An 18,795-nucleotide genomic window follows, 5' to 3' on the forward strand; every position below is an offset into this window, starting at 1 on the left:
CTTCGCAGTGGCTGTCAGGCCGCTGCGAACTGGTTCATGGTGTTGTTGCTGCCGCCGGCCTTCAGGGCCGCTTCGCCGGCAAACGCTTCCTTGTGGTCGTCACCGATGTCCGAACCGGACATGTTCTGGTGCTTCACACAGGCGATGCCCTGGCGAATTTCCTTACGCTGCACACCCTTTACATAACCCAGCATACCCTGATCGCCGAAATATTCCTTCGCAAGATTGTCTGTGCTCAGCGCCGCCGTGTGATAGGTCGGCAGCGTGATCAAGTGATGGAAAATGCCGGCCTGCGCCGCAGCATCGCGCTGGAAAGTGCGAATTTTCTCGTCCGCTTCCTGGGCAAGCTCGGTGCTGTCGTAGTCTTCGCTCATCAAACGGTCGCGATCATAGGCCGACAGGTCCTTACCGGCTTCTTGCCACGCGTCGAATACCTGCTGGCGGAAGTTCAGCGTCCAGTTGAAGCTTGGCGAATTGTTGTACACCAGCTTCGCGTTCGGGATCACTTCGCGGATACGATCGACCATCCCGCCGATCTGGCCGATATGCGGCTTTTCAGTTTCGATCCACAGCAGGTCCGCACCATTCTGCAGGCTGGTGATGCTGTCGAGCACGCAGCGATCTTCGCCCGTTCCGGCCCGGAACTGGAACAGGTTGCTGGGCAAACGCTTGGGCCGCAGCAGCTTACCTTCGCGGCTTAGGAAGACATCGCCATTCTGGATGTTGGCGGGGTCGACCTCTTCGCAATCCAGGAAGCTGTTATACTGGTCGCCCAGATCGCCGTCTTCCTTGGTAACTGCGATTTGCTTGGTCAGGCCGGCACCCAACGAGTCCGTACGGGCCACGATGATGCCGTCTTCCACGCCCAGTTCCATGAAGGCGTAACGAATGGCGCGGATCTTCTGCAGGAAATCCTCGTGCGGTACGGTGACTTTGCCATCCTGGTGGCCGCACTGCTTTTCGTCCGAAACCTGGTTTTCGATCTGCAAGGCGCAGGCACCGGCTTCGATCATCTTCTTGGCGAGGAGGTAGGTTGCTTCGGCATTACCGAAACCGGCGTCGATATCTGCGATGATCGGCACGACATGGGTCTGGAAAGTGTCGATCTCGTTCTGGATGCGTTTGGCCTCCACTTCGTCACCGCCGTCGCGTGCCGTGTCCAGATCGCGGAACAGGCCGCCCAGTTCGCGGGCGTCGGCCTGCTTCAGGAAGGTGTACAATTCCTCGATTACAGCAGGAACGCTGGTCTTTTCATGCATCGACTGGTCAGGCAGGGGGCCGAATTCGCTACGCAGGGCGGCGACCATCCAGCCGGAAAGATAGAGGTAGCGCTGTTTCGTGCTGCCGAAATGCTTCTTGATCGAGATCATCTTCTGCTGGCCGATGAACCCATGCCAGCAGCCGAGAGACTGCGTGTAATCGGCAGGGTTCGCATCATATGCGTCCATATCGGCGCGCATGATCTTTGCGGTGTATTTCGCGATGTCGAGGCCGGTAGCGAAGCGGTTCTGCGCGCGCATCCGCGCGACGGTTTCCGCGTCGATGGCTTCCCAAGCCTTGCCTTGGCTGGCGATTGTCTTGTCGGCGGCTTCGATAGTGGCCTGATAGGTCATCGGGGGTTCCTTGAAAATATATGCATCGCTTCGGTGCCCATGGCTGCGCTGCTTCCGTGTCCCTTTTCTTGTCACGCATGCACGATCGTATTGATAGGTAAAATTACAAACTAACTTGTCTGAATGACGCGGTTTTGGCATAGCCCTGTGTCATATTGTAAAGATATTTACAGGAGCATGTTTTGTCCGAAGGACCGTTATTCGCAGGCGCTGCACTGCGCCGGTTGCGCAATCGGGAAGGGCTGACACAGGCCGCGATGGCGTCGCGCCTGTCGATTTCGCCAAGCTATCTAAACCTGCTGGAACGCAATCAGCGGCCTTTGTCCGCTCGAGTGGTCGTAAAAGTAGTCGACGAGTTCGACTTCGATCCGCGCGCCTTGCGCGAAGACGCTGCCATTGGCGGGGTGGACGGCTTGGTGCGACGGTTCGCCGACGACCGCTTCGCCGCGTTCGATGTCGATCGCGGCGAGATCACCGAACTGCTCGCCAGCGCGCCGCAAGCCGCCGCTGCTTTTGCACATCTGTATGACCATGCCGGAAGTGACGCTGTGGAAGGCACCGACCCGCTGACCGCATCGCGGCGCGAGATCGAACGCTGGCGCAACCATTTCGCCGACCTGGATACAGCGGCGGAAGAAATGGCCGACGAGATGCGGCTGTCCCGCGCCGAGATCGGTGCCGCGCTGACAGAGCGTCTGCGCGAGAAGCATCAGCTGTCCGTACGCATTCTTCCCCGCGAAATTATGCCGGATGCGTTGCGCCGGCTCGACCTACACGCCCGTCAATTGCAACTTTCCGAGATGCTCGATACTCGCTCGCGTAATTTCAATGTCGCGCTGCAATTGGCCCGGCTGGAACGCCAGAGCCTGATCACGGAATTCGCGGCCGGCGCGCAATTGCCCGACGATACCGCGCGGGCGTTGTTCGAACGTCATCTGGCCGCCTATTTCGCGGCGGCTTTGATCATGCCCTATGGCCGGTTCCTGCGCGCATGCGAGGCGACCGGTTATGACGTGCGGGTGTTGATGCGGCGCTTCGATGTCAGTTTCGAGCAGTTGGCCCACCGGCTGACGACCCTCCAGCGTGTTGGTCAACGCGGCTTGCCGTTCTTCATGGCGCGGGTGGACCGGGCAGGGCAGTTTTCCAAGCGTTTCGCCGGGGCCAGCGGCGCCACGCTGCTCGATGGCTCGTCGAGCTGTCCCTTGTGGAATATCCATGAAGCATTCGGCCGTGCGGGCGAATTCCATATGCAGTCTGTTAGCGCGGACGGTGCAGGCACCGCGCGGGACCAGTGGTTCACGATCGCCCGCACAGTTGATGGCAGCGGGGCGGAAGGCGATGCGCGGTTCGTAGTCGTCATCGGCGTCGAAGCCCGGCTCGCGGGTGACTTGGCGCAGGCCAAACCCGTGTCATTGAAGCCCGACCACGCCCAGCCCATCGGGCATGGATGTGCGCGTTGCTTGCGCGAAAACTGCCAGCAGCGATCGCTTCCGCCGCATGGCACACCCCTACGCTTCGACCGATCGAAGCGTGGCACGACGCCGTTCGATTTCTCTGCCAAGGCTTAATGGTTTATGCTTAACAACAGGCTAGAACTGTAGCACCATCTGTCTGGTTTCACTAAATATTACGAAAGGGGAATTCCATGACTGAAGAACGGATTACGGAAACGCGCGACGTCGATGGCAACACCACCACGCGGACCACAATCGTCCATGACGAACCGCGCGGTTCGGGCGGCGGCGGAGGCAAGGTCGTGCTGATGCTCGTCGTACTGGGCGCGATAGCCGCCGCAATTTACTTCCTGAGCACAATGAGTGGTGCCGAGGTTGCCAAGGATAACGCTGTGGCGGAAGCTGCCGGAGACGTGGGTGAAGCGGCGGGCCAGGTCGGTGATGCGGCGCAGGATGCGGCGGACAGCGTTGCTGGTGAATAGCCTGGCGCGCCCGCCGCGCTAGATCACATAACATTCATACCAAACCGGGCGCGACAAAAACCGCGCCCGGTTTGTAAAATTTACCGACATTTAATTTGATAGCAAGGATTCATGCGGGTTTCGCCCCCCTGTTTTCAACTCGTTTGAACTTTCGTTCTTTGTTCTCCAGCTTTAAAATGGCCGCATTGCCAAGCTGGCGTTGACTGACCCGGCGCGCATATTTCTCGACCATTCGGAATGATTGGCCGGTAATCGCAGCGACCTCAGCAATCGTGCAGCCGCTTTCCAGCAGAGCGTTCACACTGTTCTTTCGTAGGCCATGCGGCACAAGCTGTTCATCGTGTTCAGCGGCAAAGGCTTTCACCTCTCGGCGAATAACCTGGGGAGTCATGGGTAGCCCGCCATAGGTGGACAGGATCGTCATACCGCGCTTCGGTGTACCATCCAGCAGATCCTTCAGAGACGAATGCAGCGGCACTTCCATGGGCTTGTCCGTCTTTTGCTGCGTGAAATACAGCGCGCCGCCCCGAACGTCGTTCCAGCGGAATCGCACAACATCGCCGATGCGCTGGCCCGTGTAATAGAGCAGCGCGATGGCAAGCCGCGTTCTTTCGTGTTCCGCTTCTAAGCCTGCATACAGGATTGCCTCCGGCCAAGGTTCATGGGAGCCTGTATCGAACTTCGGTATGTCGGCAGAAGGAGAAGGGCGTTCGGTCAGTTCGTTCCGACGGGCAAAGCGATATAGCACGCCGATCAGCGCCAGAAAACCATTCCGGGTGCCGGGTTGGTCGTTCAGCCGGTTGCCTACCACTTCCACGATATGGCTGCGCTTCAGTCCATCGATCGGGAACATGCCGACCTGAACTTTGACGTGCTTGAGAAGGCTCTTGTAAAACCGGCGGGTGCCAAGCTTCAGCTTGTCAAACTCGGGACTGTTCTCGAACTTTTCGGCCAGATCGGCAACGGTGAACGGCTGTTGTGACTTTCGGGTGCGATGCCCCATGAGGGTGGCATAGGTATCTTGAAAGCCGACGCTGGATGGCTTCCCCATGGGCGAATAGATACGCTGTCCAGCTGTGTCCTTCTGCCCAGTATTGAAATAGGCATAGACCTCGCCCTTGGACCGGACGAATTTGACGTAAGGCATTTTAGGCAGCTTGGCCATTGCGCCAGAACTCCTCTTCGTAATCGTCCACTACCTCACCAGCGATACGGGCAAGCGCCTTGTCCAGCGCAGGCCTGAACCAATGGTCGCGTCCGCCAAGTGTTGTAGGCATTGGTAAGCGGCCCGCGCCGACCTCTCCGGTGAATGCGCTAGGCGACAGGTCGCAATACTGCGCCGCCGTGTCCCGCTTCATCATATGAGGCCAGCGTGCAGTCACCTACCCCTCCTGTTCCATGAGGTAGGAGCGGACTTGCTGGCCGAGGGGTGTAAGATTTAGCCAACAGCGCCCAGCGTCAACAAGCCCGCGAGCATACAGCACCCGTTCGGTTTCAGAATAAGTGGTGCAGGCTCGTGCATAAGGTGCAGCACCTTGAGGCCAAGTCATTGCCCGCCGCTGCGCATCACTAAGCTGCGCTGCTATCTCAGCAGGTGTTTTATCGTCCATCGGAAGGATCCCCGGCTTGAGCGCGAAGGGCTGCGGCGCATAGGGCTAGGGCGGGGGTTGCGAACAATTTACCCCAATCGTTCCAATCCGGGTTGTCGGCTGCTCTATGCCTTACCCACACTGTAGAGCGACCATCGTCGTGGGTGTAATGCCATACTCGCAACCCTTCCTGCACCAGTGTCATGGCAGCGTCGAGAGAGTCGGTGTAATAAGGGACGCCGTAGACGCTACATACGTCGTTATCACTTTTGAAAAACATTCCCGGCCTGTATCGGTCGGCTCGATATTGGCCAGTAGCCACAGCAATACCTTTGTTTAGGTTTTCATCCGGCCCCTCGGCAGCTTCACACCGCTCCGCCAGTTTCAGCAGTTCTTCCCTATTCATTTGAAGTGTCCTTTGATGGAGTGGGTTGGGCGCATTCGCTTTGCGAACTGGGCTGTGGCCGTTCCGGCTGAACCGCCTGCGGCGTTTCATCGCTTCGCGCGGCCATCCCTTGCGCTGGCCTGGAAACATCGATCGCGAACACAGGCGTGGGCTTCTCACCGAAGTGAGGATGCGTAATCATTTTCTGTTCGAAGCCGCGCCATTCACGCGTCAGCCGGGTTTGGCCTTCGACTCCGCCGCCTTTTGGGTAGCCGCGCGTCAGGACAATTGCGTCAAAGGTCTTACCTACGATCCGGCATCCCCAATGGATGTTCCGAACCCGGTATTCTTCGGTTTTGGAACCATCGCGTATTTGATCGAAATATTCGCCCTTCATCGGCAGCGTCAGGGTGGCCATCACGAACCTCCCGCGATAGCGATGTGATGCTTGCACGAAAACGGCGCAGCCGGTTGAGCCGCGAAGCGGTCGCAGCGCGGGCCGTAAGGCATCGTCAAACTAATGTTTTTCACCACCCATCCCCTTGAGTAAGAGGAAGGGACCGGATGGCTTCCATAGAAGCGCGCCTTTGGCGACTAAGCGTCAGTGCAGTGCCGCTTTCATCATCAGAACAAGCCCACCGCTCTTTCGGGAGCTTACTACCAGCGACAGCCTCAACTGCCCGTTCACGCATATCTACCGCATCCGTAGTGGACAGGGCGGCGGCAGCTTGACCCAATGCGCGAATGTATCGAAGCCGCGCTTTGTCGTCAGCGACGTCCGCATTTGTGTCTAGGCTAAGTGTTCGCAATTCCTGCACAAGCGCAGCCCGCTCCACGTCATCATCGCTCACCGTGGACAGGGCGGTAGGTGGTGAGTTGAACACTTGCCCACCACTTTTGGCAGCAATGCTATTTGACTGCGGCTTGCGCGGGTCTGGTGCAGCAGGCTCCCCCGCATCGGGCTTGGCCTCTAAAGCGAGCATTGCGTCACGAATTTCGGGCGTGTCGTCACCCATTACAAGGCGATACTCGCGCAGGAAGGCGGCCAGTGTATTGTGCTCTTCGGGCTTGGTTGCGGATTGGCTGATCTTTTCCGTCGCGATTGCCATGCCGCTGTGAACGCCTGAATGGGCTGAAAATGGGTGAGCCGCGACTTTGCTGTAGGCTGTCGCCAATGTGCGGCCATCGGACCCTACAAGGGTGTGACAGTAACAATAGCCATCCACCAACTGCGCTTCGTTATCCATCGGGACCTCTTCGGCATATCCTTGGTATTCGGTCATGGGGTTTCTCCGGTAAGGGTGCGGGCCTCGTCCAGCAGGTCTTCGTAACTGTCGTTTGCTACGTCGCCGGTGATCTGGTCGAGTGATGCCGTTAGGCTGCGCACCATTGTTTCTAGCGCCTCAATGCGGGCGGCCAGTTGTTCCGGTGCCCCTTGGCCATCCCAATCGATAAGGGCGGAAGCGGGCCAAAGTTGACATGATCCGCGCTCGAACAGGCTTTCCACATTGTAGCCTTCGGGTGTTGCGTCTGTGCTGTAGAAACCCACCACGACGCCTCGCCATTCCGAGTTGCGCTTTTTCTGCACGAGATCGCCCAAGGCCCACTTCCGCTCCACCAGCGCGCTATCGGTTGGGGAGGTCATGGGGTGTCCTTCCAAGAGTGGTCGCGGCGGTCTATCCCATACTGAAACTCGCAACGCCCGGCGTGGTCTTTGGCGCGAACGCAAAAGTGATCAGCATCCGGTGAAGGCGCGCGCTTTAGGCAAAGCGTATCAGCGGGAACCGAGTAGTGGTCTGCCAACCAAATATGCCCGCTCACGTCCCCTGCTCCTGTTGGGATAGGAGGGTGTCGGACGGCGGTTCAATACCGGGGCGCATGGCAGATGATCGGCCAGTGATTTGCGCGTGCCAATTTGCAAGTGCCGCCGCGCTGCTGATTGTGTGATGCGCAGCCTTATCCATGTCACCGGCCATTTGTGCGGTCGCTGCTTTTTGCGACAGGTAGCCAATCAGCCAAAACCAATCGAGTGGCCCTTTACCCGCGTCATGCTCGCTTCCCCACCGCCCGCGCTGGTGGGTTGCTTCAATGGGAACGCCAGCCATGAAGTCCTGTGTTTCCGGCGTGTTGATTATTTCCTCCCGCAGCGCATCTATCATGGGCTGGGATGGGGTGGTTTGGAGGGCGGAGACAATAGTTCTCCACTGTCCAAGCGTTAGCGTAGCATCTGCATAGTCCGTTGCTGGATAATCAGCGAACCGTGGGCCAATTTCAAATTTGAGCGCCCGCGCTGTCTCCACCAGTTCCGGGCTTGCTGTAGGGGTGGTGCGGATGGCATCCCGTTGTGAAAGTATGTTGCGGGTTACGTGCCCATAGCGCAATTGTGCTTGAACTATTTGGTATCCGCGCACCACACCCTGATTAAAGTCAGAGCCCGAACCCGCAGGCCAAGTAGCGGAAAGCCAATCTAGCATTTCGTGGGCAGTAAAGGTTTCCGATGGCGTCGGCGGAACATCAGCCAAGTCAGCCAATGATTCCTCCGCACTTATTACGTCACCTCCTTTGGCACGAGCCTTGTTCATCCGGTTGGTTAAACCGTCAGTGTAACCCATATCGTAGACATCCCGGTTTTCAGGTGTCACTTCTACTTGTGTTTCGGTATCTGTCATGGTTTCTTCCTGAATAAGCGTGCCAACAATCCGGGGGAGTGCATGGGCTGGACCTTGCCGAATACCTGGTATCGGTGGGCTGATTGCATTGGGGGTTTGGGGCGGTGAAGCGCAGGGGTCATGGCGATACCCAGTCCGTCGCAACCATGACTGCAGCAAATGCTGCAGCAAGAGCCATCCCAGTTTTTATCAGTTGGTTGGCGCCGCCACCGTTGTTCCAATAAACTGCGCTTACGGCCAAGCAGACCAACGCCACGATGTGAAAAATCCAGTCCATCATCATCTCCATTCCAGCCATCAGGCCGCTTCATTCTGTAGGGTGGTTAGCGAAGGTTCATTTGGGCGCGTTCGGTTGCCCGTTCGGTTCGCCAAGCTTCAAACTTCATGCGTTTAGCTTCGGCGCGGGCGCGATAGGTTTCCGCTTCCATCGCGGCTGCCTCCCAGTCGTTCACCGCCAATTCGTAAACAGGATCGGCCTCGGCCATCTGTTCGCTTGCCCCGGCTGCGTTTCCATCCGCCTTGTATTTGACGAACAGGGTGGCCCGGACACGCTTGCGGCGGTAATCCATGCTTTCGGCCCGTATCTTTGCCTGAGCAGCCGATACGAATAGTTCTTCAGCGTCGTTTATGGCGCGGTCGGTGTCGTCGTTCACAACAACCCCCCTTGCTGACCCATAAAGCGATATTCAGCGGCGCCTTCAGGGAAGTCGAGTTGTCCGGCATAGGCATCCTCGCTACCCGCAAGATGAAGCGCCATGTGACAAGCTGACCGCATTGGAACGACGAACTCATGGTCCCGCCGCCAGCGTTGTTCACGATGCCTTTGCAGTGGGTGATGGACGCATTCCGCAGGCCCACCACATTCACAAAAACAGGAAAAGTTATCGATCAGCCACAGATGAAATTCACGCTCTCGCTTAGTAGGTATCGGGTTGTATTTATCCCGCATCCGCTTGTGATCGACCTGATAGCCCATCAGAAAGGAATCCCGTCCGCGTCATTATCGGTAGGCCATCCGCCGCCATCGCCAGCGGGTGCGCCACCCTGCGATCCGCCGGGATTGCCGCCGCCTTCGTTCCGGCCGTCCAGCATCGTCAGGGTGCCGTTAAAGCCTCGCAGAACAACTTCAGTCGAGTAGCGGTCAGCGCCGGATTGATCCTGCCATTTGCGGGTGGAAAGCTGGCCTTCGATGAAGACCTTACTGCCCTTGCGGAGATAGTTCTCGCAGACGCGCACTAGGCCTTCGGAGAATACTGCGATGGTGTGCCATTCGGTCTTTTCCTGCTGCTGGCCTTCTTTGTCCTTCCAGCGTTCGGAAGTGGCAATCCGCAGGTTGCACACCTTGCCGCCGTTCTGGAAACTGCGAACCTCAGGGTCCGCGCCCAAATTGCCGATCAGCATTACTTTATTGAGTGAGCCTGCCATGTTTATGCTGCTTTCTGTTCGAGTGATTTAGCTTGTTCGGAGACCCAGCCCTTCGCGCCTTCAAACTTGGCGGCGGGAAGCTGGCTAAGGTCGGTAATCTTGGACACGTCCAACAGGCGTGCGACCGGGAAGTTTGCGGCATCAAGAAACGCCATCAACTCTTCACGCTGGGCGTCGGTTATTGTCGGCGGGGGCGGGGTGTGAACGTTGACGCGGCTCTTGTCGTAAAGGGCAAGCCCAAACACGTTGCCGAACGTGCGGGCAGCGCGCTTCAAAGCATCGGTAGCGGCCTCTTTTGTGGCCCCTTCGATTGCGTCACCGATCTGCTTTGCAAAGCCGCTGCCGAAGCCAACATCCTGCCGGACAATATCACCGACGGTCAGGGTGCAGACGCAGGTGTAAGCCGCCTGCCATTGCTTCCCGTTCTTGCTGTCAGCCTGTTCCAGGGCGTCACGGGTGAGGTCGATGGTGTAGGACCAGCCACCGAACCCGAACACGCGGTTCAGTTCGTTCATGACGTGCCAGCCCTCAAGATAATCACCCTTGGGTCCGAAATTGCCGGACGGCTTCTTGACGTGCGCCGGATCTAGTGGCGCTTCCAGCATCTTGGTTTGTTCAGGCGTCATGCCGCGCTCCTTTGTGTTTCGATTTCGACGCCGGGCAATTTGCTGGGCAGGGCGCGAGTCGCGTAGCCTTCCAGCCATTCGGTCAAGGCGTTCGGGTCGGTTTTCATGACGTGTTCCAAAAGCGCCTTACGATCAGTGACGATTGCCACCTGCCTTGATCGCAGCGACAAGGACCGGCCTTCGCCAGCGACAAGCGGCTTTACCTTCTCAGCGCGCTTCGCATCTTTGGCGGCGCGGTCGGCTTCGTCCTGCAGGGCGTTGGCCTGTTCCAGTGCCTCAAGGTTGCCTTCGGATGCACGGCGGGCCTCTATTGCCGCCTGTTGCTGCCTGTCGGCTTCCTCGCGGGCTTTACGGGCTTCCTCGGCCTGTATAGCTTCCAGCTTTTGCAGCCATGCCGTAAGCGGGGCGCGGCCAGCGGTGATTACATCGTCCGCCTTCTTATCGATCGGCTTCCATTCCGCATCCACGGCCTTGCCAGCCTTCAGGTGCGGTTCCTTTTCGGCTTTGCGCACCTTGTCTGCATCCGCTTTGATCTTGCGAGCGGTGGATAGGAACAAGCCAACAGCATCAGCCTGCGCCTGCGTTTCAATAGGCTTGCCATCGAGATAGTTGGCGGCTTCGTCCCGAACATCGTCCAGCGCATTGCTGAAATAGACGATGGGGGGCGGGTTGTTATGTCCAATTGGCGCGGTCATGCTATCAACCCCTTCGCCTGTGTGATGAAAGCGTGCAGGTGGTCGGACTTAAGCCCGCGATGGTCGCGCCGGTCAGCCTCTATCCTGAGGTGAAAAATTGCATCGGCAAGCGCCATCGCCCGCAACCGAGATAGCGTTGCCTCAGGCATAGCGTGCACAATCGGCGTAGCGTGCACAATCGGCGTAGCGTGCACAATCGGCGTGGCACCGGCAGTGTCGATCTTTACGGGAGCGTTCATATAGCACCTGCCATTTGTGAGGCCGTTTTCCGGTCCAGACCCAAGCCTTCCAGCTTGTCGGTCAGACGTTCTACGGCGGTGAGATATTGGGTTTCGGCAGAGACGGATTGCGCCTCGTTGCCATTGTCGAATGCAGCCTGCATAAGCACATCGGTGACGCGCACGCGGTCAACAGCCAGCGCGATAGGCGAAGCGAACGGGACGACATTGCGCTCAGCCGCTACAGACGCATCACATGCTGTTATGGTGCGGAGGCGGGTCATGTGACTTGCTCCCCACGGGCTGCGGAGAGGGTGGTTTCAATCTTATCAGCAGCCTCTTTTGCTGACTTGCTGGAAGCCGCGCAGTCACTACATTCAAAAATGTATATCAGCGTCTCAAATACATCGCCCAACGCCTCTACAAGTAGAGGATGGGTGTTGGCGGTGTGGACGATGTAGGCGGCGTTTGCAGTGATTGCTTCTTTATGCTTTTCAGCCAAGTCCTCATGTGCGTTACACACTAGATCGGTGCGAACGCTCATGTCGCAAATTATCCATCCATTGCCGCATTCGGTGTCAGCAGTGACGGAGCCATAAAAGTAGTTATCCTCATACTCCCAAGGCAGCGGCGTTCCCGGTTCTATACGGTCAGTCATGATGCACCGCCTTTAGCTTTGGCGATTGCAGCGCGGACGCGGAGCAAGGTAGCTGGCGTCGTTCCGCTTGGACTGCGACCATCAAGATACTCAAGCTGGCGCTTGCACTCTTCCAGCGCTTCCAGCATATCGGGTGCGGCTGCTATAAGGCAGGCGTCCGCATTGCTTGCCGGTAGCGAAATGAAGGGCAGTTCACCTTTCTGAGGTCCGCTCGCAATAGGCACGGTACCAATGACCTGCGCCTCTTTTCCCGACCATCGCTTTATCCGCCACGGCCCCGGCGTATGGCTTACTCTACTCATGCCGCCACCTGCGGAGCAACAAGACGTTCAGCACCGGGAACAGCAAAGCCTTCCCCATCCAGCGGAAAGCCATCGGGACCGACGCACAATTCATTGCACATTTCGTCGATGAAGCTGGGGACGTCATTCATGCAGGCCTGAACAGCTTCGGCAGCTTCCAGTGCAGCAATGTTGACTTTCGGGGTGTAGCGTCCGCCATCGCGTTCAAGGGCGCAAGCGAACCGGCTCATAGCCAGTGATGCAGTGTTAGCCTTGGCGATCTCGGCGCGCTGCCGATCGCTGATACGGGCGTTGAATGATGTGGTGGTCATGCGGATTTCTCCGCGACAATAGGCTCGCACCAATGATGCAAAGCGAGGGCTACAGTCCCTTTTTTTGCCTCGTGAGAAGGCTCGAAAGAGACCATTAACGCCTTTAGTGTGGCGTGACCTTTGCGAGCAATTTCAGGGCGAAAGCGAAGGCTGTGCTCTGCTAAGGTTCCGCCGACATAAAACAGCCTAGAAAATATCTCTGCTTTGTCGGGCAGACGCCTGGCAACGGCGCTACCCTCAGACTTACTCAAGTAGACACTTCTGTCCGCGCCAAAGGCCGCAGTCAGACCATCTACTTCGAAAAACGGGTAGTCAGGAATTTCGCGATCATCGGGCTTAACTTCGATAGCCATTTTCGTTCCTCAGTTGAAGGCAATGCCTTGTCTCTGGGAACGGTTATGCATTATGCGTTACGAGTAGTCAACGCATTTTGCGTTATTTAATGCGCTTTTTCAAAATTACCCGGTGATGTCTGGGGCGGAAGGCGCTTTGAGTCGATTAAGCTGGACACGCCATACTGCGATCCCAGCAACAAGCACGGGCGCTATTGAGAGAGGCCCTAGAAATTCATCGCCGTATTCCCCGAAGATCGTCAAGGCCGCCACCGCCAAAGTCGCACAAAACGACGTTTTGGCTATCTTTGACGCTGGTGCATCCTCTTTAAACGCGAAGCGCCCAATCGGAATAGTTAGTAGCGCGATCAGTAGAAAGCTGCCGACAAAACGGCCTAACAGATACCAAGTCAATTACCCTTACCCCCTTGCAGACCCCGCAGATACCCTAGGGCTTCCGCCTGTCGCAGGGGAGGTAGCCGGTCAAAAATGTCCACCACTTCTGCTTTTGGATTCTCATTCTCACCAGGTCCCGCGCCGACTCCATATAGTAGCCATTGCTCGCGCACTTTGAATCGCCTCGCGTAAACCTCCGCCTTCTTAGCGGGGTAACCCCGGCGGCCATTCTCGTGGCCAAGATATGTCGAAACGGGAAACCCAAGAGCCTCTGCGGCCTCTTTGCCGGTTTCAAACCCGGCACGTAGGCGGGCGATACGCAGTCTGCTGGATGGATCGGACATACCACGATCATAATGCAATTCATTACGCAAAAGGCGCTTGCAATCGCGTAACGCATAATGCATAACGGGTTTATGAGAACTCACCGAGAGATTATTCGTGAAGCCGGTCATGCGCAGATTGCCGAACTGACCGGAAGGCCCATTGCAACCGTCCGCTCTTGGGATGGTCGGGATAGCATACCATCGACAGAATGGCTTTTGCTGGTTGGCGAAGGCCTTTGCGGTGCGGACGAACTCATGTCCGGCGCGGTGAAGAGCGCAGCATGACGCTATCCAGCTTCCCGCTCAGCAAACCATTCATCCATGGCAGCAATGGAACGTCTGGCATGGGCGTAATAGTCGCTAACCCGCATGGCAATGGTGTGTTCTTTCCCGCCATCCAGCGTGGAGATGTAAACGATCCCGTCAATAATTTCGACAGTGGGCTGAACGTTGACGAACCTTGCGTCGGTGTAATTTCGGGACCGGATGGGTTCGACCGGCTGAGCGACAAGATCGGCTTCGTCGCAGATAGCAATGGCTCTAAGCGCCTGCTGGCGAGTGAACGAAACGGGAAGGCAGAACGCCCTGCCCATCGGCCCCTTGAGGAAGAACAGCCCGCCTTCCTTGTGCATTTCAACCGACTTGTTGACGAGCGCGGCGATTTTAGTCGTTTCTGCCATGATTTCAGCCTCCTGTCGCTTCCCCCGACCCTAGGTGCTTTTGCTGCCTCAGGTATTAACAACTTGATAGGAAACGTGAAAAAAGCGGGGTCGGCAGCATGAGCGGCGTGGACGTTTCTGCCCTGCATCGCCGGGCCATTATCCTGACGGCAGCAAACCGTCTTTCGCGGCACTTCCCGCCATACCTCGGATATCCGCGCCCTCATAACGACAATGGACCGGAGCGCGCAGCATGAGCGCCCTTCACACCGCCCTTATCGGAACAGACGGTCTGACCCTGATCGCTGTTATCATCGCAATTCCGGTTATCGCCGTGTGTCTGCGCAACGCAATGCGGAGGGGGTGAGGGATGATTGCTGCGCTGTTTGTGCAAACTAACGGTTGTTACTTTGGAATTGATCATGTCGATCCATGGGACGAGGCCCGTGATGCCCGGTCTTACAATGGACCTTGGCCGATAATAGCTCACCCTCCCTGCCAACTTTGGGGTGCAATGGCAGCGGTTAATTTTGCTCGTTGGGGTGGTGAGCATAACCGACCGGGCAATGATGGTGGTTGTTTCGCTTCGGCATTGAAGGCGCTGCGCAAATATGGGGGTGTCTTGGAGCACCCCGCAAAAAGCCGTGCCTGGAAAGCTTACGGCTTGCAAAAACCCAAGGGGATTGGCTGGGCAAGAGTTTCCGATCGCGAGTGGGTTTGCGAGGTTTGGCAATCCGCCTATGGCCATCGAGCAAACAAGGCCACTTGGCTTTGTTATGTCGGACAGAACGAACCGACTGCTTTGCTTTGGGATCGTCCTCGGGGTTCTCATCAAGTTGGTTTCCACGACCAACGTGGCCCTGCCCGGAATAAGCCGACGCTTAATAAGGCAGAGGCCAATGCAACGCCTCTCAATTTTCGCAACGCGCTGCTTGAGTTGGCTTGCACCTCGCAAGCCATTCCGGTGTCCGCTTAAATGCGCCCCCCGTCCATCCCCGATAGCGAAACAGACGGCACCCTGATCTGGCCACGCGACTTCACCGACCTTGCCGGATGGCAGGCCAAGGTCCGCGAGCAACAGGCGGCTGACAATGCCCCGCACCATCGCATGGGAAGCAGCGTGTGCACCATTCCCGACTGCGGACAGCCTGAAGGCACTCACTGCACCATGACCGGCTGCCCCGGTAGTTCGCTGTCTCGCTCTTTCCATTCCACAAGTAATAGCCCGAAAGGTCACCGCTAACATGGCCCACGATTGCACAATAACGGCAGTGATGAAAACCGTTCAGCAGGACATGTTCCGTCTGGCAGCGAACCGTGGCGCAACGCAAAAGATGATTGCCGCCAAAACCGGGCTAAGCTCGTCCGTTATTGGCCAGTATGCGCGCGGTGAATCGGCTATGTCCGGTCCATCGCTGTTCAAGATGATCGGCGTTATTCCTGACGACCTGCTGAGCCTGCTTTTGCCTGATGGCATGTTTTTTGTGCGGGCCGGCGGCGACCTCGACCACGACACGCTGGCAACCCACTGCATCGAATATGCTGCCGAATATGCGGCGGCTCGCAATCCGGCAAGTCCGGATGGTGTGGATATTGCCGAATGCGAAAGTGAACGGCTGACGGCCTGCGGGTCCAAGCTGAAGGCGGTGGGCGCATGAACTCCTTCCTCCACGGCCTCCGCAACGGGTTGTTAGCCTCAACGCCTTTCTGGGCCATCCTAGGGGGTGTCCTGTGGGTAATCTGACAACCATTGCCGCGTTGTACGTCCAATCCGGCGGGTGCTACTTTGGCGAACACGATATAGACCCATGGGACGAAGCGCGGGATGCCCGCAATTATACCGGTCCGCATCCTGTCGTGGCGCACCCACCGTGTCAGCGATGGGGTAAGTTGTGGGCGGGACAACCGCTTTATATCAAGCGCACCGGTATTCGCAAAGTCAAAGGCGATGATGGCGGATGCTTTGCTGCGGCCCTTGATGCCGTGCGCCGGTACGGCGGGGTTCTTGAGCACCCGTGGGGTAGCCATGCCTGGGCACATTTCAATCTGAACAAACCGCCAAGGGAAGGTGGCTGGATTGCTGCCGAACTGCCCGGAACCGTTCCGGGCTGGACTTGCTGTGTCGAGCAGGGACGCTACGGGCATTACGCCCGAAAACCAACATTACTGCTGGCTTATGGAACCGACCTTCCAGAGCTTGACTGGGGCGTAGGCGAGCCACGTCTGGACCCTGCCGTAATTGAACGGATGGGTTTGAAGCGGGCAAAGCGCCTTGGCGAAGTCGGCGCGCGCGGCGGCGGTCAAGACAGCACGCCCCGCATCGGAACCCCCGAACCATTCCGCAAACTACTGATCGGCATGGCTCGTTCGGTTGATTCCGAAAGGATGGCAGCATGAGGCTCTTGAACTACTTCCGCCGCCGCAATGACGGCCGGGCCGAGCCGGACTTCACGAACGAAGCTCCGCACCCTGAACAATCGCTGGCGATGATCGCCCGGCAGATCGATCGCAACCTTGCCCAGCGTAAGGCCCTGCGAGACGAACCCGGCAAGCGCGGATGGCTGACGCGGCGGGGGCGGGCATGATACCCATAACTCACTGTGATTTCAAGTTTCGCGCCATGATGGTTCGCGGCTCGCAAAGGTTGGCAGAGGCTTTGGGCGCAGCGACAGAGCAGCGCTGGCCCTGTGGGCATCATCGCACCGAGCTTACTACGCATACGGTCGGCTTCGTCAAGCAGTGCAAGCCATGCCGTCGGCAAAAATGTCGTAGGAGCCTGCAAACCAATGTCATGCGCGCACGAAGCAAGCAAATGCTTCTGGGGCGGGAGGCTGCTGCGGCGGCGCGTGAGATTGCCAACAGCCGGCAGATCGAGGCCGAGCGGTTGTATGAACTACGTTCGGGCCGGATGCGCCCACCAAAGCTGAAGGACGCTGTAGCCAAGACCTTCGGGTTGACCTCGGCTGACATTGACGGACCTTGCCGCCGTGCCAGTCACACACATCCGCGAAGTGTAATTACTCGCATACTACGTGAGCGTCATTGGTCGTTCCCACAAATCGGGCGAATGATAGGCGGCCGCGACCATTCGACAGTTTTCAATTCTTATCACAATTTCGAGAAATACGCCGCCGTAAACCCACGCGTTCAAATGGCATACGATCGGTTCAAGGACCGAGCGCCGGAGGTGGATACATGATCCACGCCGAAAGCATCATCCAGAAGGCGATGGTGAAGCACATTCGCGCCAAAGGCCTGTTTGTTTGCCACGTTCCGAACGGAGGGAAGCTGCCTGGCACTCGCCAGCAGAAGTTGCGTACCGGCGCGCGCCTAAAAGCTGAGGGCCTTGTCGCAGGATTCCCCGATCTGGTGCTGTATGGCCCTGAGGGCCGCGTAGGCATGATCGAGGTAAAGGCGGAAGGGAAGTATCAACAACCGAACCAGAAGACTTGTCAGGCGGCGTTAGAAGCCCTTGGCCACCGTTATGCCGTGTGCAGGTCCAATGACGATGTAGACGAAACCCTGAGCGAATGGGGTTGGGCATGAGCATCAACGCGGCAGCCGTGCAAATCTTGGTAGATAAAGGCCTTTCAGCGCAGGATATTGCCGATGTCATGGCTGCGTCTGAAAAGAAGAGGGACCATACCGGCGCTGAGCGGCAGGCTCGCTATCGTGCCAAGCGTAAGGTTGTAAAGTCACGCCGTCACAGTAACGGCGTTACGCCCCCTATAGATATAACTCATACCCCCAGTGACATTTCATCTGACGATGAAAGTCACTCTTCAGCGGACGACCCCGAAACGGTTTTGGAAGTTTGGCGGGGTGTAGCCAAGCCGCTTGACCTGTCCTGCTGGGAAAAGCTGACGCCCAAGCGCCGAAAACTGATCGCTTCGAGGCTGCGAGACCACGGTTTTGAACCGATCCGCCAAGCAATCGAACACATTCCGAAAAGCGCGTTTCTGCGGGGTGAGAAGGGCGATTGGACTGGGGCAAACCTCGATTTCCTGATGCGACCCGACACCGTTCCAAAAATCCTTGAGGGCCAATACGATGACCGAAAGCAAACCAATGACCGCCGCCCTGCCGCAAACGAGGAAATCCGAAACCCATACGCTCGCGTTGCTGCAAGACGAGCGGCTGAGCGAACTGCTGCTGAGCAACGACAGCCCGGTGGTGGGGCCAGTGACGGCAGGCAAATTGCAATCGTTCGCTGACACGCCGGAGCCGCCGCTGGCAACGCAGGGGCAGGTGGAAACCATGTTAGGCAAGCTGGCGATGGCAACCGCGCAGGCGAGGCTTTCGGATGCGGAAGTCGATGAGCGGTTCAACCTCTATTGGCTGGCGCTGAACGATATTCCCGCCGACGACCTACGCGCCGGTTTCGTGGATATTGTGCGGGGTAAGACGTTCCTGCCGGTTCCGGCCGAAATTCGGACCGCTGCCCTGCGCCATGGTGCGGTTCGCAAGTACGCGAAGAGCCGGGCGAAGCACCTGGTTTGGCTGCATGAACGCGAATGGCAGGAGCCGACCGCCGACTTTGTAGATCCCGCCGAAGTCCGGGCGCTGGTGCCGCGTGCAGCATGACGTACCTGCACCTGGCTTCAAACTGGTTAGCGGCAAACAAGGCCCGCGCGGTGGCGACAAGTGGTGGGTCC

The 18,795-nt window shown here is 57.7% G+C and carries 30 protein-coding genes and 1 pseudogene; 9 read left to right on the plus strand and 22 right to left on the minus strand.

Going from position 1 to position 18,795, the window contains the following annotated elements; all coding sequences use genetic code 11:
- Nucleotides 1–14 precede the first annotated feature (14 nt).
- On the minus strand, nucleotides 15–1,613 hold the full coding sequence (locus HME9302_RS04585; RefSeq protein ID WP_115366044.1) for an isocitrate lyase: 1,599 nt from the start codon (nucleotides 1,611–1,613) through the stop codon (nucleotides 15–17).
- Between the two features lie 182 nt (nucleotides 1,614–1,795).
- Between HME9302_RS04585 and HME9302_RS04590 the strand changes: the two genes are divergently transcribed.
- Entirely contained in the window at nucleotides 1,796–3,181 is a 1,386-nt protein-coding gene (locus HME9302_RS04590; RefSeq protein ID WP_115366045.1) for a helix-turn-helix domain-containing protein, read from the plus strand.
- A gap of 77 nt (nucleotides 3,182–3,258) precedes the next feature.
- Nucleotides 3,259–3,549, plus strand: a complete 291-nt coding sequence (locus HME9302_RS04595; protein ID WP_115366046.1) for a hypothetical protein — start codon at nucleotides 3,259–3,261, stop codon at nucleotides 3,547–3,549.
- A gap of 109 nt (nucleotides 3,550–3,658) precedes the next feature.
- Here the strand turns inward: HME9302_RS04595 and HME9302_RS04600 are convergent, their stop codons facing one another.
- The 21 genes and pseudogenes from HME9302_RS04600 to HME9302_RS04690 all read right to left on the minus strand — a co-directional run bounded on the left by HME9302_RS04600 (nucleotide 3,659) and on the right by HME9302_RS04690 (nucleotide 14,161).
- Nucleotides 3,659–4,714, minus strand: coding sequence for a tyrosine-type recombinase/integrase (locus tag HME9302_RS04600; RefSeq protein ID WP_115365326.1), 1,056 nt, complete (start codon nucleotides 4,712–4,714; stop codon nucleotides 3,659–3,661).
- Nucleotides 4,698–4,931, minus strand: a complete 234-nt coding sequence (locus HME9302_RS13100; RefSeq protein WP_147270727.1) for a hypothetical protein — start codon at nucleotides 4,929–4,931, stop codon at nucleotides 4,698–4,700. Before HME9302_RS13100 ends, HME9302_RS04600 begins: the two co-directional genes overlap by 17 nt.
- A gap of 217 nt (nucleotides 4,932–5,148) precedes the next feature.
- Nucleotides 5,149–5,544 carry a hypothetical protein gene (locus HME9302_RS04605; RefSeq protein WP_115366047.1) on the minus strand — a complete coding sequence of 132 codons (396 nt, stop codon included), beginning with the start codon at nucleotides 5,542–5,544 and terminating at the stop codon, nucleotides 5,149–5,151.
- Complete coding sequence (locus tag HME9302_RS04610; RefSeq protein ID WP_230079874.1) at nucleotides 5,537–5,941, minus strand: hypothetical protein; 405 nt, start codon at nucleotides 5,939–5,941, stop codon at nucleotides 5,537–5,539. The genes HME9302_RS04605 and HME9302_RS04610 overlap by 8 nt, the downstream gene beginning before the upstream one ends.
- A 109-nt stretch (nucleotides 5,942–6,050) precedes the next feature.
- Nucleotides 6,051–6,806, minus strand: a complete 756-nt coding sequence (locus HME9302_RS04615) for a hypothetical protein (RefSeq protein WP_115366048.1) — start codon at nucleotides 6,804–6,806, stop codon at nucleotides 6,051–6,053.
- Nucleotides 6,803–7,168, minus strand: coding sequence for a hypothetical protein (locus HME9302_RS04620; protein ID WP_115366049.1), 366 nt, complete (start codon nucleotides 7,166–7,168; stop codon nucleotides 6,803–6,805). The genes HME9302_RS04615 and HME9302_RS04620 overlap by 4 nt, the downstream gene beginning before the upstream one ends.
- A 172-nt stretch (nucleotides 7,169–7,340) precedes the next feature.
- Complete coding sequence (locus tag HME9302_RS04625; RefSeq protein ID WP_115366050.1) at nucleotides 7,341–8,192, minus strand: hypothetical protein; 852 nt, start codon at nucleotides 8,190–8,192, stop codon at nucleotides 7,341–7,343.
- 118 nt (nucleotides 8,193–8,310) lie between these two features.
- Nucleotides 8,311–8,490 carry a hypothetical protein gene (locus HME9302_RS13105; protein WP_147270763.1) on the minus strand — a complete coding sequence of 60 codons (180 nt, stop codon included), beginning with the start codon at nucleotides 8,488–8,490 and terminating at the stop codon, nucleotides 8,311–8,313.
- Nucleotides 8,491–8,515: 25 nt separating this feature from the next.
- On the minus strand, nucleotides 8,516–8,845 hold the full coding sequence (locus HME9302_RS04630) for a hypothetical protein (RefSeq protein WP_115366051.1): 330 nt from the start codon (nucleotides 8,843–8,845) through the stop codon (nucleotides 8,516–8,518).
- A complete protein-coding gene (locus HME9302_RS13110; RefSeq protein ID WP_147270764.1) occupies nucleotides 8,842–9,168 on the minus strand; it encodes a hypothetical protein in 327 nt (108 codons plus the stop codon). The genes HME9302_RS04630 and HME9302_RS13110 overlap by 4 nt, the downstream gene beginning before the upstream one ends.
- A gap of 38 nt (nucleotides 9,169–9,206) precedes the next feature.
- A pseudogene (gene ssb / locus HME9302_RS04635) lies at nucleotides 9,207–9,617 on the minus strand (single-stranded DNA-binding protein); the annotation flags it as partial.
- A gap of 2 nt (nucleotides 9,618–9,619) precedes the next feature.
- Entirely contained in the window at nucleotides 9,620–10,243 is a 624-nt protein-coding gene (locus tag HME9302_RS04640) for an RAD52 family DNA repair protein (protein WP_181815687.1), read from the minus strand.
- Entirely contained in the window at nucleotides 10,240–10,938 is a 699-nt protein-coding gene (locus HME9302_RS04645) for a hypothetical protein (protein ID WP_115366054.1), read from the minus strand. Before HME9302_RS04645 ends, HME9302_RS04640 begins: the two co-directional genes overlap by 4 nt.
- Complete coding sequence (locus HME9302_RS04650) at nucleotides 10,935–11,177, minus strand: hypothetical protein (RefSeq protein ID WP_115366055.1); 243 nt, start codon at nucleotides 11,175–11,177, stop codon at nucleotides 10,935–10,937. Before HME9302_RS04650 ends, HME9302_RS04645 begins: the two co-directional genes overlap by 4 nt.
- A complete protein-coding gene (locus HME9302_RS04655) occupies nucleotides 11,174–11,440 on the minus strand; it encodes a hypothetical protein (RefSeq protein ID WP_115366056.1) in 267 nt (88 codons plus the stop codon). The genes HME9302_RS04650 and HME9302_RS04655 overlap by 4 nt, the downstream gene beginning before the upstream one ends.
- Complete coding sequence (locus tag HME9302_RS04660) at nucleotides 11,437–11,814, minus strand: hypothetical protein (RefSeq protein WP_115366057.1); 378 nt, start codon at nucleotides 11,812–11,814, stop codon at nucleotides 11,437–11,439. Before HME9302_RS04660 ends, HME9302_RS04655 begins: the two co-directional genes overlap by 4 nt.
- On the minus strand, nucleotides 11,811–12,116 hold the full coding sequence (locus tag HME9302_RS13115) for a hypothetical protein (RefSeq protein ID WP_147270765.1): 306 nt from the start codon (nucleotides 12,114–12,116) through the stop codon (nucleotides 11,811–11,813). Before HME9302_RS13115 ends, HME9302_RS04660 begins: the two co-directional genes overlap by 4 nt.
- Complete coding sequence (locus HME9302_RS04665; protein WP_115366058.1) at nucleotides 12,113–12,427, minus strand: hypothetical protein; 315 nt, start codon at nucleotides 12,425–12,427, stop codon at nucleotides 12,113–12,115. Before HME9302_RS04665 ends, HME9302_RS13115 begins: the two co-directional genes overlap by 4 nt.
- A complete protein-coding gene (locus tag HME9302_RS04670) occupies nucleotides 12,424–12,780 on the minus strand; it encodes a hypothetical protein (protein ID WP_115366059.1) in 357 nt (118 codons plus the stop codon). The genes HME9302_RS04665 and HME9302_RS04670 overlap by 4 nt, the downstream gene beginning before the upstream one ends.
- 389 nt (nucleotides 12,781–13,169) lie before the next feature.
- A complete protein-coding gene (locus HME9302_RS04680; RefSeq protein ID WP_147270766.1) occupies nucleotides 13,170–13,610 on the minus strand; it encodes a helix-turn-helix domain-containing protein in 441 nt (146 codons plus the stop codon).
- Between the two features lie 158 nt (nucleotides 13,611–13,768).
- Nucleotides 13,769–14,161, minus strand: coding sequence for a hypothetical protein (locus HME9302_RS04690; protein WP_115366063.1), 393 nt, complete (start codon nucleotides 14,159–14,161; stop codon nucleotides 13,769–13,771).
- A gap of 349 nt (nucleotides 14,162–14,510) precedes the next feature.
- Here HME9302_RS04690 and HME9302_RS04695 point away from each other — a divergent pair, with 349 nt between their 5' ends.
- From HME9302_RS04695 to HME9302_RS04735, 7 genes are all read left to right on the plus strand, one after another.
- On the plus strand, nucleotides 14,511–15,116 hold the full coding sequence (locus HME9302_RS04695; RefSeq protein ID WP_115366064.1) for a hypothetical protein: 606 nt from the start codon (nucleotides 14,511–14,513) through the stop codon (nucleotides 15,114–15,116).
- Between the two features lie 298 nt (nucleotides 15,117–15,414).
- Nucleotides 15,415–15,798, plus strand: coding sequence for a helix-turn-helix domain-containing protein (locus tag HME9302_RS04705; RefSeq protein ID WP_147270767.1), 384 nt, complete (start codon nucleotides 15,415–15,417; stop codon nucleotides 15,796–15,798).
- A gap of 73 nt (nucleotides 15,799–15,871) precedes the next feature.
- Nucleotides 15,872–16,537 carry a hypothetical protein gene (locus HME9302_RS04710; protein WP_230079875.1) on the plus strand — a complete coding sequence of 222 codons (666 nt, stop codon included), beginning with the start codon at nucleotides 15,872–15,874 and terminating at the stop codon, nucleotides 16,535–16,537.
- Nucleotides 16,534–16,725: a hypothetical protein gene (locus HME9302_RS04715; RefSeq protein WP_115366067.1), complete on the plus strand. Its 192-nt coding sequence runs from the start codon at nucleotides 16,534–16,536 to the stop codon at nucleotides 16,723–16,725. Before HME9302_RS04710 ends, HME9302_RS04715 begins: the two co-directional genes overlap by 4 nt.
- 323 nt (nucleotides 16,726–17,048) lie before the next feature.
- The gene (locus tag HME9302_RS13650; RefSeq protein WP_407641333.1) at nucleotides 17,049–17,339 is read left to right on the plus strand and encodes a helix-turn-helix domain-containing protein; all 291 of its coding nucleotides are present in this window, start codon (nucleotides 17,049–17,051) and stop codon (nucleotides 17,337–17,339) included.
- Nucleotides 17,336–17,686: a VRR-NUC domain-containing protein gene (locus tag HME9302_RS04725; RefSeq protein ID WP_115366069.1), complete on the plus strand. Its 351-nt coding sequence runs from the start codon at nucleotides 17,336–17,338 to the stop codon at nucleotides 17,684–17,686. The genes HME9302_RS13650 and HME9302_RS04725 overlap by 4 nt, the downstream gene beginning before the upstream one ends.
- Before the next feature lie 504 nt (nucleotides 17,687–18,190).
- Nucleotides 18,191–18,724 (plus strand): hypothetical protein, encoded by a 534-nt coding sequence (locus HME9302_RS04735; protein ID WP_147270768.1) that lies wholly within the window; start codon nucleotides 18,191–18,193, stop codon nucleotides 18,722–18,724.
- The last annotated feature ends 71 nt before the right edge of the window (nucleotides 18,725–18,795 follow it).

This window comes from Alteripontixanthobacter maritimus, assembly GCF_003340475.1.
Taxonomy (GTDB): Bacteria; Pseudomonadota; Alphaproteobacteria; order Sphingomonadales; family Sphingomonadaceae; genus Alteripontixanthobacter; species Alteripontixanthobacter maritimus.